Origin of the sequence: Delftia acidovorans NBRC 14950 (genome assembly GCF_001598795.1) — a bacterium.
Classification (GTDB): Bacteria; Pseudomonadota; Gammaproteobacteria; order Burkholderiales; family Burkholderiaceae_C; genus Comamonas; species Comamonas acidovorans.
In genome coordinates this window covers 158,152-170,953 of record NZ_BCZP01000011.1, presented here as the reverse complement: position 1 = coordinate 170,953, position 12,802 = coordinate 158,152, and the positions used below count along the sequence as shown (strand labels likewise).

At 68.7% G+C, this 12,802-nt stretch carries 11 protein-coding genes; 10 read left to right on the top strand and 1 reads right to left on the bottom strand.

Annotation, left to right across the window (positions count from 1 at the left end):
- Positions 1-72: 72 nt before the first annotated feature.
- The 7 genes from DA1_RS16315 (at position 73) to DA1_RS16285 (ending at position 8,752) form a co-directional block, all read left to right on the top strand.
- On the top strand, positions 73-1,443 hold the full coding sequence (locus DA1_RS16315; protein WP_013803239.1) for a spinster family MFS transporter: 1,371 nt from the start codon (positions 73-75) through the stop codon (positions 1,441-1,443).
- On the top strand, positions 1,440-3,230 hold the full coding sequence (locus DA1_RS16310) for an acyl-CoA dehydrogenase (protein ID WP_034391788.1): 1,791 nt from the start codon (positions 1,440-1,442) through the stop codon (positions 3,228-3,230). Before DA1_RS16315 ends, DA1_RS16310 begins: the two co-directional genes overlap by 4 nt.
- 109 nt (positions 3,231-3,339) lie before the next feature.
- Positions 3,340-3,804, top strand: a complete 465-nt coding sequence (locus DA1_RS16305) for a MarR family winged helix-turn-helix transcriptional regulator (RefSeq protein ID WP_034391791.1) — start codon at positions 3,340-3,342, stop codon at positions 3,802-3,804.
- A gap of 61 nt (positions 3,805-3,865) precedes the next feature.
- Positions 3,866-4,711 carry a prolipoprotein diacylglyceryl transferase gene (lgt, locus tag DA1_RS16300; protein WP_225614206.1) on the top strand — a complete coding sequence of 282 codons (846 nt, stop codon included), beginning with the start codon at positions 3,866-3,868 and terminating at the stop codon, positions 4,709-4,711.
- Positions 4,712-4,940: 229 nt separating this feature from the next.
- A complete protein-coding gene (locus tag DA1_RS16295) occupies positions 4,941-6,386 on the top strand; it encodes a malonyl-CoA decarboxylase (RefSeq protein WP_034391793.1) in 1,446 nt (481 codons plus the stop codon).
- A 96-nt stretch (positions 6,387-6,482) separates the two neighbouring features.
- The gene (locus tag DA1_RS16290) at positions 6,483-7,481 is read left to right on the top strand and encodes a Bug family tripartite tricarboxylate transporter substrate binding protein (protein WP_012204613.1); all 999 of its coding nucleotides are present in this window, start codon (positions 6,483-6,485) and stop codon (positions 7,479-7,481) included.
- A gap of 116 nt (positions 7,482-7,597) precedes the next feature.
- Positions 7,598-8,752: an esterase-like activity of phytase family protein gene (locus DA1_RS16285; RefSeq protein WP_034391795.1), complete on the top strand. Its 1,155-nt coding sequence runs from the start codon at positions 7,598-7,600 to the stop codon at positions 8,750-8,752.
- A gap of 12 nt (positions 8,753-8,764) precedes the next feature.
- On the opposite strand, the gene DA1_RS16280 is transcribed toward DA1_RS16285, so the two are convergent.
- Positions 8,765-9,481 carry a GntR family transcriptional regulator gene (locus tag DA1_RS16280; protein WP_034391797.1) on the bottom strand — a complete coding sequence of 239 codons (717 nt, stop codon included), beginning with the start codon at positions 9,479-9,481 and terminating at the stop codon, positions 8,765-8,767.
- 39 nt (positions 9,482-9,520) lie between these two features.
- Here DA1_RS16280 and DA1_RS16275 point away from each other — a divergent pair, with 39 nt between their 5' ends.
- The 3 genes from DA1_RS16275 (at position 9,521) to DA1_RS16265 (ending at position 12,772) form a co-directional block, all read left to right on the top strand.
- Complete coding sequence (locus tag DA1_RS16275) at positions 9,521-10,270, top strand: enoyl-CoA hydratase/isomerase family protein (RefSeq protein WP_012204616.1); 750 nt, start codon at positions 9,521-9,523, stop codon at positions 10,268-10,270.
- Between the two features lie 182 nt (positions 10,271-10,452).
- On the top strand, positions 10,453-11,421 hold the full coding sequence (locus DA1_RS16270) for a Bug family tripartite tricarboxylate transporter substrate binding protein (protein WP_034391799.1): 969 nt from the start codon (positions 10,453-10,455) through the stop codon (positions 11,419-11,421).
- Between the two features lie 163 nt (positions 11,422-11,584).
- The gene (locus tag DA1_RS16265; RefSeq protein ID WP_034391801.1) at positions 11,585-12,772 is read left to right on the top strand and encodes a CaiB/BaiF CoA transferase family protein; all 1,188 of its coding nucleotides are present in this window, start codon (positions 11,585-11,587) and stop codon (positions 12,770-12,772) included.
- The last annotated feature ends 30 nt before the right edge of the window (positions 12,773-12,802 follow it).

Below are 12,802 nucleotides of genomic sequence, written 5' to 3'. Positions count from 1 at the left end.
TTTTCATGCGCATCCCTTTCTCGCTTTCCCGCTTTCTTTTTTCCGCTTTCCCTTCCTCCACAGGAGGTCTCCATGAGCCTGCCTTACCCGCCGGGCCGCGTGTCCACGCCCGCGCCGGCCGAGTCAAACGGACTCGGCTATGCCTACTACGTCACCATCATCCTGCTGCTGGCCTACACCCTGTCCTTCGTGGACCGGCAGATCCTGGGCCTGCTGGTGCAGCCCATCAAGAAGGATCTGCAGCTGTCGGACTGGGTGTTCAGCATCGTCCACGGCTTTGCCTTCGCCATCTTCTACACCTTCGTCGGCATCTTCCTGGGGCGCCTGGCCGACCGCTGGAACCGCCGCAACCTCATCGTCATCGGCATGGCGATCTGGGTGGTGGCCACGGCGGCCGGTGGCTATGTCACGGGCTTTGTCTCGCTGTTCGTGGCGCGCATGTTCGTGGGCGTGGGCGAGGCGGCGCTGTCGCCGGCTGCCTATTCCATGCTGGCCGACTACTTCCCGCCCGAGCGCCGCGCGCGCGCCATGAGCATCTACACCTCGGGCGTGTACATCGGCTCGGCCACGGCCTTCATCGTGGGCGGCCTGGTCATCCAGGCCACCAGCCAGGCGGGAGAAGTGGTGTTCCCGCTGCTGGGCAGCTTCAAGCCCTGGCAGGCGGCCTTCATCTTCGTGGCCCTGCCCGGCATTCCGCTGGTGGCGCTGATGTACACCGTGCGCGAGCCGGTGCGCCGCGGCCTGCAGGCGGCAGGCGCCTCCGCCAGGGCCGCCGCTGCAGCAGGCCCCGCGCCCGATCTGTCCCATGTGTTCCGCAACAAGCGCGCCTTCCTGCCGCTGCTGCTGGCGCCGGGCATCACGGCCATGATCACCTTCGGTGTCACGGCCTGGCTGCCGGCCACCTTCATCCGCCAGTGGGGCTGGACGCCCGGCGAGATCGGCCCGGCCTACGGCGTCATCATCCTGACCTTCGGCATTGGCGGCATGCTGCTCAGCGGCTTCCTGGCCGACTACCTCACGGCGCGTGGCAAGCAGGTGGGCTCGATCGTCATCTCGCTGGTGGCCACCGGCGTGCTCATCATCACCGGCCTGGTGCTGGCCTTTGCGCCTTCGCCCACGGTGGCCCTGGTGGCCGTGGCGGCCACCACCTTCTTCCTGGGCATGCCGGTGGCGCTGGCGCCGCCCATCCTGCAGGCGGTCACGCCCAACCAGCTGCGCGGCCAGGTGACTTCCATCTACCTGCTGCTGATCAACCTGATCGGGCTGGGCCTCGGTCCCTTCCTAGTGGCCTTTTTCACCGACTTCGTCTTCCACGACGAAAAGCTCGTGGGCCTGTCGCTGGGCCTGGTGTCCGCCCTGGCCGCGCTGCTGTCCGTGCTGTGCCTGGCCAGCGCCATCGGCCCCTACCGCCGCCTGGTCGCGGCCATGGAGGGTCGGGCATGAGCGCGCAGGCATCAATTTGCTCGCATTACCAGCCGCCGCTGCAGGACATCCGCTTCGTTCAGCAGCACTGGCTGGGCGCAGAGGCCGACTGGCGCCGCATGCCGGCCCATGAAGCCCTGGACCAGGAGACGGCCGACATGGTGGTCGAGGCGGCCGGGCGCTTTTGCGCCGACGTGCTGGCGCCGCTCAACGGCCCGGCCGACCTGCAGGGCTGCCGCCTGGAAGAGGGCAGGGTGCGCACGCCCGACGGCTTTCCCGAGGCCTATGCGGCTTTCGTGGAAGCCGGCTGGCCGGCCCTGGCCTGCGCGCCCGAGGCCGGCGGCCAAGGCCTGCCCCAGCTGCTGGATGCCGCGCTGCACGAAATGCTGGCCTCGGCCAACCATGGCTGGACCATGTACCCGGGCATCCTGCACGGCGCCTATGCCTGCCTGCATGCGCATGGCGACGAGCACCTGCGCGCCACCTACCTGCCCCACATCGTCAGCGGCCGCTGGCTGGCCACCATGTGCCTGACCGAGCCCCAGGCCGGCTCCGACCTGGGCCTGCTGCGCAGCCAGGCCCGGCCCCGGGGCGATGGCAGCTACCGCCTGGACGGCAGCAAGATCTTCATCTCGGGCGGCGACCAGGACATGAGCGAGAACATCGTCCACCTGGTACTGGCGCGCCTGCCCGATGCGCCCGCAGGCACGCGCGGGCTGTCGCTCTTCCTGGCGCCGCGCGGCATTCCCCAGGACGGCGGCGGGTTCCTGCCCAACGCCATTCACTGCGACGGCATCGAAAAGAAGATGGGCATCAAGGGCAGCGCCACCTGCGCCATGCGCTTCGAGGGCGCCCAGGCCTGGCTGGTGGGCCAGCCCCACCAGGGCCTGGCCGCCATGTTCGTGATGATGAACTCGGCCCGCCTGCACGTGGGCCTGCAGGGCCTGGGCCATGCCGAGATGGCCTGGCAGCTGGCGCGCGCCTATGCAGCCGAGCGCCGCCAGATGCGCGCCCAGCCCCGGCCTGCCGATGCGCAGGGCCCCGCCGACCCCATCGCCCTGCAGCCGGCCGTGCAGCGCATGCTGGCCGACCTGCGTGTGTGGACCGAAGGCATGCGCGCCATTGCAGGCTGGGTGGCGCACCAGCTGGACCTGGCCGAACAGGCGCCGGATGCCGAGGAGCGCGCCCAGGCCCATGCGCTGGCCTCGCTGCTCACGCCCGTGGTCAAGTCCTTCTTCACCGAGCGGGGCTTTGCGCTGGCCAGCGAGGCGCTGCAGGTCTTCGGCGGCTACGGCTATGTGCACGAGTACCGCATCGAGCAGACGCTGCGCGATGCCCGCATCGCCATGATCTACGAGGGCACGAACCAGATCCAGGCGCTGGACCTGCTGCAGCGCAAGGTGGCGGCCAGCGGAGGGGCCGCGCTGGCGCCGCTGCTGGCGGCACTGCGCGAGGAGGCCGCTGCCTGCGAGGCGGCGGGCATGGAGCCCGGCCTGGCCGGCGCGCTGCGCAGCTGGAGCGATCGGACCGAAGCGCTGACGGGCGCGCTGTGCGCCCGCGCCGCAGGCGATGCCCCGTTGCTGGCGCGCTGCGCCGAGGACTATCTGCGCCTGGTCGGCACGCTGTGCATGGCCTTTGCCTGGGCGCGCGCGGCGCGTGTCAGCCAGTCGCTGGCCGATCCGGCGCTGCGCCGCTCCAAGGCGGACAGCGCGGCCTGGTTCTTCGCGCATGGGCTGCTGGATGCGGAGCACTGGCTGCGCCGCACCGAGTCCGCCGCCCGCACGCCGCTGCCGGCTGCCGTGGCCTGAGCGGGCAGCCGGGGCTTTTATGATGGAACGCCGCACCGGCCCTGAAGATCCGCAGGCGCCGGGGCGGCTTTGCCTCGGTGTGCCTTCTTCCTCTTCCAGATCCGTGTCCATGGACAGCTCCTCCGAACCCGCCGTCGATCAGTCGCGCCTGCAGCGTTTCCTGGGCTACCGCCTCACGCGCGCGGAAATCCACATCCACAAGCTGTTCGCGCGGCGCGTGGCCGAACTGGACCTCAAGCCCAGCGAGTTCTCCATCCTGGTGCTGATCCACTCCAATCCCGGCATCTACCTGCGCCAGCTGGGCGAGGCGCTGGACATCTCGCCCTCCAACCTGGTGCCGGTGGTCGAGCGCCTGGTGCAGCGCGGGCTCATCGGGCGCCAGCCCGATCCGCGCGACCGTCGGCTGCAGCAGCTGCACATGACGGCCGAAGGTAGCGCGCTGCAGGCGCGGGCCGAGGGCGTGGTGGTGCAACTGGAAGACGAGCTGGAGCAACTTCTGACCTCCACCGAGCAGCGCCATCTGTTCGCGGCCCTGGACAAGCTCATGGCCATCCAGGAAAGCCAGCCGGGCTGAACCGCCGCGCCGCCAGCTTTCCAACCCCTGGCCGGCGCCGGCCATGCGGCGCTGCGGCACAATGCCGACCATGCTGATGTACCCGCAGATCGATCCCGTGGCCCTGCAGATCGGGCCCCTCGCCGTGCACTGGTACGGCCTGACGTATCTGGCCGCTTTCGGCCTCTTCCTCTGGCTGGGAACGCGCAGGCTGCGCCACCCGCCCTTCGTGCGCATGCAGGGCGACCGCGCCTGGACGCGCAAGGACGTGGAAGACATTCTTTTCCTGGGCGTGCTCGGCGTGGTCGTCGGCGGCCGGCTGGGCTACTGCCTGTTCTACAAGCCGGGCTACTACCTGAGCCACCCGCTGGAGATTTTCTATGTCTGGCAGGGCGGCATGAGCTTTCATGGCGGCCTGGTCGGCGTGATCGCCTCCATGGTCTGGTTCGCGCGCTCGCGGGCCCGCTCCTGGCTGGAGGTGGCCGACTTCGTCGCGCCCTGTGTGCCCACGGGCCTGGCGGCCGGCCGCGTCGGCAACTTCATCAACGGGGAACTGTGGGGCCGCTTCGCCAGCCCCGAGCTGCCCTGGGCCATGGTCTTCCCGCAAAGCGGCTCCATGCTGCCGCGCCACCCCTCGCAGGTCTACCAGTTCCTGCTGGAAGGCCTGCTGCTGTTCGTGCTGCTGTGGCTGTATGCGCGCAAGGAGCACAAGCCGGGCCAGGTGGCGGCGGTCTTCCTCGTCGGCTACGGCGCCTTCCGCTTCATTGCCGAGTACTTCCGCGAGCCCGATGACTTCCTGGGCCTGCTGTCGCTGGGCATGAGCATGGGCCAGTGGCTGTGCGTGCCCATGGTGATCGGCGGCATCGCCATGTGGTTCTGGGCTGCGGGGCGCCCGGCCTATCCTGCCCAGGCGGGCAAGCCGGCCTGAGGCCGGCGGTACGCACGGATACGAAGCGGGCCTGGTGCCCGCTTTTTTTTGTGCAAGGTTGACGGGAGAGGGGACAGGGGCGTGCATGGGGATAGCCCGAAGACAAGAACGCGACATCGGCGTACACGGTCTGCCGTGCAGACTCTCATAATGTGAGCAGCAAAAGATTGTCATTGGCCGATTGGCGGCATGACAGTCCCGTGACCGCTTGACATGGAGGAACTTCTGAATGGGTCTGGCTACTGACTGGATTGCCCGCAATGTGTCCCGCTTTCGCAGCACCGATGCGGCTGCGCCTGCAACAAAGTCCGAGGGCGAGGCAGCCAAGGGTCCCGCGCCGCGCGGCACGGCCCAGCGCCTGCAGGCCACCCTGCGGCGCGGCCAGGAAGTGCTGTCCCCGCGCGAGCTGCGCAAGCTCATGGAAGACCTGCAGGCTGCCGCCGACGCCGGCCTGAGCGATGTCGAGGGCGGTCGCCATGCGCAACTGCTCATGGACTGGTACGCCCAGGCCGAGCTGCCCGCGCACAAGGATTTCTGGGCGCTGATCGTCGAACAGTTCGGCCCCGATACCGAAGCCCTGATGGCCGCGCGCAAGCGCTATGACACGGCGGCCAGCGATGCCGAGCGCGGCCAGGCCGAGATGGACCTGCGCCGCGCGCTGATGTCGCCGCGCACGCGGCTGCTGCAGCGCTTTGCCCAGCCCCAGGGCGGCATGGGCTTTCTTGTGGACCTGCGCGCCGAACTGCTGGCCCTGCCCAAGGCGGAGCAGCAGCGCTTTTCCGCGCTGGACGCCGAGCTGGAGCACCTGTTTGCCAACTGGTTCGACGTGGCCCTGCTGGAGCTGCGCCGCCTGAGCTGGGACTCGCCGGCCTCGCTGATCGAAAAGCTCATCCAGTACGAGGCCGTGCACGACATCCGCAGCTGGGCCGACCTCAAGAACCGCCTGGACAGCGACCGGCGCTGCTACGGCTTCTTCCACCCGCGCATGCCCACCGTGCCCCTGATCTTCGTGGAGGTGGCGCTGGTGGACAAGATGTCCGACAGCATTGCCCCGCTGCTGGACGAGACTGCGGCGGCCTCCGACCTGGGCCGCGCCACCACGGCCATCTTCTACTCCATCAGCAACACCCAGGCCGGCCTGCGCGGCGTGAGCTTTGGCGACTCGCTGATCAAGCATGTGGTGGAGACGCTGACGGGCGAGTTCCCCCGGCTGCGCCATTTCGCCACGCTGTCTCCCATTCCGGGCCTGCGTGCCTGGATCGCCAAGCACGGCGATGCCATCCTGGAGAAGATGGACGAGCGCCAGCGCAAGGCCTTCGAGCTCAAGGCCGGCGGCATGGGCGCCGAGCACCTGCTGGCGGCGCTGGATGCGCCGCAGGATCTCAAGCCCGACGCACCCGTGCGCCGCGCACTGCTGTTCTGCGCCGCCCACTATCTGGGGCGCGAGACGGCCAAGGGCCGGCCGCTGGACCCGGTGGCGCGTTTTCACCTGGGCAACGGCGCGCGCGTGGAGCGGCTCAACTGGGCGGCCGACCTGTCGGCCAAGGGACTCAAGCAGTCGCTGGGGCTGATGGTCAACTACCTCTACGACCTCAAGCGCCTGGACAAGCATCGCGGCCTGCTGGCGCAGGGCCGCATACCGGTGTCCTCGGACATCGAAGCCCTGTGCAAATGAAAAGGGGCGCGGCGCAGGCCGTGCCCCTTTTCTTGCACAGGGACTGCTGCGCCTGACAACGAAGACAGCCTCAAAGAGGCGACAAGGAGACAAGTCATGCAAGCTTCCCACCCCACGGGGCGGCGCGCGGTGTTGCGCGCAGCCGGGGCCTCGATGGCCGCGCTGGCCCTGCCCATGGCAGCCCGCGCGGCGGCGGACTGGCCGTCCAAACCCGTGAACCTGGTCGTGCCGTTTCCGGCCGGCGGGGGCACCGATGCCTTTGCCCGGCCGTTCTCGGCCCAGTTCGCCAAAAGCGCGGGCAAGACCCTGGTGATCGACAACCGCGGCGGCGCAGGCGGCACCCTGGGCGCCAGCTACGCGGCCAAGCTGGCTCCGGACGGCTACAACTTCTTCATGGGCGGCACCCACCATGTGATTGCGCCGTCCATGTACCCGCGCCTGGACTATGACCTGGAGCGCGACTTCATCGCGCTGGCCCTGCTGGCCAGCGTGCCCCAGGTGCTGGTGGTCAACCCGCGCAACGTGCCGCACAAGACCGTGCAGGAGCTGCTGTCCGACCTGCGCAAGCGGCCGGGCAAGCTCAACTACGCCTCGGCGGGCGCGGGCACCTCGCACCACCTGGCCGGCGAGCTGTTCAAGCTGCAGACCAATACCTTCATCACCCACATTCCCTATCGGGGCGCGGGCCCGGCGCTGCAGGACCTGATCGCCGGCAATGTGGACATGATGTTCGACGGCCTGGGCTCGTCGGCCCAGCACATCAAGAGCGGGCGCATCCGCGCGCTGATGGTCTCTGGCGACAAGCGCAATCCCGCCTTCCCCGACGTGCCCTGCGCGGCCGAGTCCGGCCTGCCCGACTACACGGTCACGACCTGGTACGGCCTGTGGGCGCCCAAGGGCACGCCGCAGGCCGTGCAGGCCCAGGTCATCGACCAGGTGCAGCGCATAGGATCGGCCGAAGAGATCAAGTCCATCTGGGCGCGCAACGGCGCCGACTACGGCGGCATGAACCAGCAGCAGTTCGCGGCCATGGTGCATGGCGAGATCGCGCGCTGGGCGCAGGTGGTCAAGGCCTCGGGCGCCAAGCTGGAGTAGCGGACGAGGGGCTGGTCAGGGCTGGTGCAGGGCGGCGGCATGCGCGTGCATGTCACCACCCTGTCACGGGCCTTGGCTACGGTCCATCCCTTCTGAGATCCATCCTGGGAGGGAATATGAACAAGGCAGACAAGGTCCGCTCGCCCGCATCCGTGCTGCTCGCGCTGGTCCTGGCTTTCGGCACGGCCACGGGCCTGGCAGGCTGCGGCGGCAGCGACGACGGCCCCGAGACCATCGGCTCGCTGCGGCTGATCGGCGACTACAGCATCAAGACCAAGACACTGTTCGACGGCGTGGAGTTCGGCGGCATCTCCGGCCTGGACCGCGCGCCCGATGGCAGCTACTGGGCCATCTCCGATGAGCGCGGCGGCGAGCGTGGCACGCCGCGCTTCTACAACCTGGGCATTCAGTTCGATGACAAGGCCATCCAGGCCGTGACCATCCGCAAGATGGTCACGCTCAAGGGCCGCGACGGCCAGCCCCTGCCCAGCACACGCCGCACCGTGGACCCCGAGGGCATCCGCGTGGCGCCCAACGGCAACCTCTACGTGTCCAGCGAGGGCAACTTCAGCACCGACCCCGCCAGCCTGTTCCAGCCCTTTGTGCGCGAGATCAGGGTGGACGGCAGCTTCGTGCGCGACTTCGAGAGGCCTGCGGCCTTCAACTACGTGGACAACACCACCAGCGGAGGGCGCAACAACAAGCTGTTCGAGGCCCTGGCCGTCACGCCCGACGGCAGCGTGTTCACGGCCAACGAGGATGCGCTGGTGGAAGACGGCCCCCTCACCACGCTGACGGCGGGCAGCGTCATCCGCGTCCTTAAGCTCGATCCGGCCACGGGCAAGTCGGGCGCGCAGTATGCCTACGCATTGCCGAAGATTCCCCTGGACAAGGCCGCCAGCGGCAGCTTTCCGCCGGACAACGGCTTGCCCGAGCTGCTGGCGGTCTCCAACAACGAGTTCATCGCCATCGAGCGCGCCTTTGCCGATGGCGTGGGCAACACCATCCGCCTGACGCGCGCCACCATCGAGCCGGACACCACCGATGTGAGCAGCTTCAAGAGCCTGGTGGGCGCCAGCTACAAGCCCATGAAGCGCGAGCTGCTGCTGGAAATGCCCGTGACCTACCAGGGCATCAAGCTCGACAACATCGAAGGCATCTCCTGGGGCCCGCGCCTGGCCAACGGCAACCGCACCCTGGTGCTGGTGGCCGACAACAACTTCGCGGACAACCAGGTCACGCAGTTCCTGGCCTTTGAAGTGCGGCCCTGAGCCCTCTTCGGGCTACCTTGACTTGCGCGGGCGCTCGTAGCCCGCCTGCGCGGGCGCGCCCAGCACCATGTCGGTGAAGGCGCTGCCGCCTGCGCAGATGTGCTGGCGCATGGCCTCGGCGGCCACCTCCGCCTGGCCTGCGCAGATGGCGGCCACCACGGTGGCGTGCTCCTGCTGCGAGCGCGCAAGCCGGCCGGGCTTCTCGAACATGCGGCCCCGGTAGGGCGTGATGCGCAGCCGCAGCAGCCGCGTCTGCTCCACGATGAAGTCGTTGCCGCTGGCCTCGTATATCAGTTCGTGCAGTTGCATGTTGGCCTGCACATAGCCTTCGGCATCCTGCGCCTGGGCGCAGGCGGCGGTGTGCGCCAGCGCCTCCTGCAGCCGCTCGCGCAGCTGCGCATGGATGCGCGTGGCAGCCAGCCGGGCCAGCACGCCTTCCAGCTCGGCCAGGCCTTCCATCATGGCCACCAGCTCGCGCGCATCCAGCCGCCGCACATAGATGCCCGAGCGCGGAACGATCTCCACCAGCCCCTTGGCCACCAGCAGCAGCAGCGCCTCGCGCACGGGGGTGCGCGAGGCGCCGAAGCGTTCGCACAGGGCCGGCTCGTCGATGGCGTCGCCGGGCCGCATGGCGCCCGAGCGCAGCTCGTCTTCCAGCGATTGCCGTATACGCTCCTGCAGGCTGGACGTGGCCGGGGTTTTCTCCAATGGCTGCTTGGCTGGAAGCATTTTCTAATTCAAATATATCTGATTGACTGACTGATACATATGACACCCAGACTCGATATCCAGGATCACCTGGCCACCATCACGCTGCAGCGCCCCGAAGCGGCCAACAAGCTGGCCCCGGAAGACCTGGGCGCGCTGGTTGCGCACATGGAGCATATCAACCACCGCGACGATGTGCGCGTGGTGGTGCTGCGCAGCGAAGGCAAGTACTTTTGCAGTGGTTATGATATATCAGAGATCCAGGGTAGCCAGACCGAGGGCAGCAGCTTCGGCGAGATGGTGGACGCCATCGAGCAATGCCGCGCCGTGACCGTGGCCGCCATCCACGGCGGCGTCTACGGCGGCGCCACCGACATGGCCCTGGCCTGCGACTTTCGCGTGGGCAGCACGGCGGCCGAAATGTTCATGCCGGCCGCGCGCCTGGGCCTGCATTTCTACGCGGGCGGGCTGGAGCGCTATGTCTCGCGCCTGGGCCTGGACACGGCCAAGCGGCTGTTCCTGACCTGCGAGCGCATCCAGGCCCCGGAGATGAAGGCCTGCGGATTCCTCACCCATCTGGCCGATCCCGCCGCCTTCGCCGCGGCCGTGGAGCAGCTCACCGGCACGCTGGCCGCCATGGCGCCCATCCCCCTGTTCGGCATGAAAAAACACCTGAACCTGATCGCGCGTGGCCGCCATGACGTGGCCGAGATCACGCGCGAGGTGCAGCGCAGCATCGCCTCCGAAGACCTGCAGGAAGGTGGCCGGGCCTGGCGCGAGAAACGCAGTCCGGAGTTCAAGGGGCGCTGAACCGCATCCTCCCGCATACACGCAGATTGCCCGTGGTGCTGCCTACCGCCCACAGCCCACGGAACCGGCGCGGCCCAACTCGGGGACACCGAGGAAGGGCCGCTCCCGCACCGAGGGTGTCGTCCCCCTTTGGGGGAAGGCGCGCAGCGACTCAGGGGGTATCAATAAACAGGAGACAAGCCATGTTCAAGCGTTTTGCACTGTCGTTGCTGCTGGCCGGATTGGCCGGTGGCGCGATGGCCCAGTCCTATCCCGCGCGGCCCGTCACGCTGGTCGTGGGATTTCCGCCCGGCGGCGGTGCCGACGCGGTGGCGCGCATCGTGGCCGACAAGGTCGGCAAGATCCTGGGCCAGCCCCTGCTGGTGGACAACCGCCCGGGCGCCGGCACCACGCTGGCCTCCGAGCATGTGGCGCGTGCAGCGCCCGACGGCTACACGCTGCTGCTGGGCAGCGCCAATATCTATGGCTCGGACCAGCTGCTCTACAAGAGCGCGCGCTATGACGGCGCGCGCAACTTCACGGGCATCACGCGCTGGAGTTCGGCCCCCATGCTGCTGGCCGTGCGCAAGGATTTTCCGGGCCAGGGCGTGGGCGATCTGGTGGCTCTGGCACGCAGCCAGCCCGACAAGCTCAGCTATTCCTCCTCGGGCGCAGGCGTGATCACGCACCTGGCCACGCTGTCGTTTGCGGGCGCCAGCGGCGGCCTGCGCATGCTGCATGTGCCGTTCAAGGGCGGCGCGCCATCGATACAGGCCGTGGCCGCCGGCGATGTGGACCTCACCTTCGGCACACCGCCCTCGGTGCTGCCGCTGGCCCAGGCCGGCAAGCTGCGCATGCTGGCCGTGAGCACGGCCGAGCGCTCCCCGCTGTTTCCCGAGCTGCCTGGCATGAAGGAGTCCGGCGTGCCGGGCTTTGACTACACCTTCTGGTTCGGCCTGTTCGCACCGGCGGGCCTGCCCGAGGAGGTGGCCAGGAAGCTGTTCGATGCCAGCACCAAGGCCCTGGAAGACCCCGATGTGAAGGCCAGGCTGGCCAAGCAGGGCAATCTGGCCGCGCCCTCGGCATCCCTTGAGGAATTCCGTACCTGGGCCCTGAAGGAAGGTCAGGAGTCCAAGGCCCTGACCCAGCGTTCCGGCGCCGGGCTGCAGTGAGACACCCCCTGAGGCGCCACGCGCCTTCCCCCTCTCGCTTCGCGGGGGGGACGACACCCTCGGTGCGGGAGCGGCCCTTCCTCGGTGTCCTGGTCTTGGGCCCCGCCGGTCCCACGGGTTGTGGGTGTCGCATCAAGCAATAGATAACGATATGGAAATCCCTATGAATGAACAAGCCACGGGCCTGCCGCTGGAAGGCCTTACCGTCATCGACCTCACGCGCGTGCTGGCCGGCCCCATGTGCACGCAGATGCTGGCCGACCTGGGCGCGCGCGTGATCAAGGTGGAGCAGCCCGGCACGGGCGACGATGCGCGCGGCATCGGGCCGTTTGTGGACGGGGGGTCGGCCTATTTCCTGTCGGTGAACCGCAACAAGGAATCCATTGCGCTGGACCTCAAGCAGCCGCAGGACCGCGAGGTCTTCGAGCGCCTGCTGCAAGGCGCCGATGTGCTGGTCGAGAACTTCCGCCCCGGCACCATGGACAAGCTCGGCTATGGCTGGGAGACCCTGCATGCGCGCCATCCCCGGCTGGTGATGACGTCGGTCTCTGGCTTCGGCCAGACAGGTCCCTACAGCGGCTTTCCTGCCTACGACATGGTGGTTCAGGCCATGAGCGGAATGATGAGCGTGACCGGCCACCCCGGCGCCGGGCCCTGCCGCGTGGGCGTGTCCATCGGCGACCTGGGCGCAGGGCTGTACGCCGTCATCGGCACGCAGGCCGCACTCATGCGCCGCGCCCGCACGGGGCAGGGCGAGCGTGTCGATGTTTCCATGCTCGACTGCCAGGTGGCCCTGCTGGAGAACCCCGTGGCGCGGCTCGGTGCGCTGGGCAGCGTGCCGGGGCCCATGGGTACGCGGCATCCGTCCATGGCACCCTTCGATGTGTTCGCGGCACAGGACGGCTGGTTCGTCATCGCCGTGGGCAGCGATGTGCTGTTCCGCAAGCTGTGCAGCCTGCTGCAATTGCCCGAACTGGCCGGGGACGCGCGCTTTGCCGGCAATGCCCTGCGCTGCGAGCACCAGGCCGAACTCAAGGCCGCGCTGGAGGCGCGCCTGCGGGACAGTCCCAGGGCGCATTGGCTGCGCCTGCTCACTGATAATGGCATCCCGGCGGGGGAGTACAACAGCGTGGCCGATGTCGTCGAGCACCCCCAGGTGCGCGAGCGCGGCATGCTGGCCCAGGTGCAGGCCCCCGGTGGCCAGACGCTGCGTGTGGCGGGCAACCCCTTGCTGGCCGCGTGCGATCAGCCCCTGGTGCGCAGGCAGCCGCCCGCGCTGGACGCGGACCGCGAGCGCATCCTGCGCGAGCTGTCCGTGGCGCAGCCTTCGCCCAACCATGAACGTGCCTGAGATTTCCCTGCTTCCCGCGGACTCTTCCTT

What these genes read in the sequence shown, in the direction of transcription:
- DA1_RS16315 (WP_013803239.1), top strand. Translation starts at nt 73, where the DNA reads ATGAGCCTGCCTTACCCGCCGGGCCGCGTGTCCACGCCCGCGCCGGCC.
- DA1_RS16310 (WP_034391788.1), top strand. Translation starts at nt 1,440, where the DNA reads ATGAGCGCGCAGGCATCAATTTGCTCGCATTACCAGCCGCCGCTGCAG.
- DA1_RS16305 (WP_034391791.1), top strand. Translation starts at nt 3,340, where the DNA reads ATGGACAGCTCCTCCGAACCCGCCGTCGATCAGTCGCGCCTGCAGCGT.
- lgt (WP_225614206.1), top strand. Translation starts at nt 3,866, where the DNA reads ATGCCGACCATGCTGATGTACCCGCAGATCGATCCCGTGGCCCTGCAG.
- DA1_RS16295 (WP_034391793.1), top strand. Translation starts at nt 4,941, where the DNA reads ATGGGTCTGGCTACTGACTGGATTGCCCGCAATGTGTCCCGCTTTCGC.
- DA1_RS16290 (WP_012204613.1), top strand. Translation starts at nt 6,483, where the DNA reads ATGCAAGCTTCCCACCCCACGGGGCGGCGCGCGGTGTTGCGCGCAGCC.
- DA1_RS16285 (WP_034391795.1), top strand. Translation starts at nt 7,598, where the DNA reads ATGAACAAGGCAGACAAGGTCCGCTCGCCCGCATCCGTGCTGCTCGCG.
- DA1_RS16280 (WP_034391797.1), bottom strand. Translation starts at nt 9,481, where the DNA reads ATGCTTCCAGCCAAGCAGCCATTGGAGAAAACCCCGGCCACGTCCAGC.
- DA1_RS16275 (WP_012204616.1), top strand. Translation starts at nt 9,521, where the DNA reads ATGACACCCAGACTCGATATCCAGGATCACCTGGCCACCATCACGCTG.
- DA1_RS16270 (WP_034391799.1), top strand. Translation starts at nt 10,453, where the DNA reads ATGTTCAAGCGTTTTGCACTGTCGTTGCTGCTGGCCGGATTGGCCGGT.
- DA1_RS16265 (WP_034391801.1), top strand. Translation starts at nt 11,585, where the DNA reads ATGAATGAACAAGCCACGGGCCTGCCGCTGGAAGGCCTTACCGTCATC.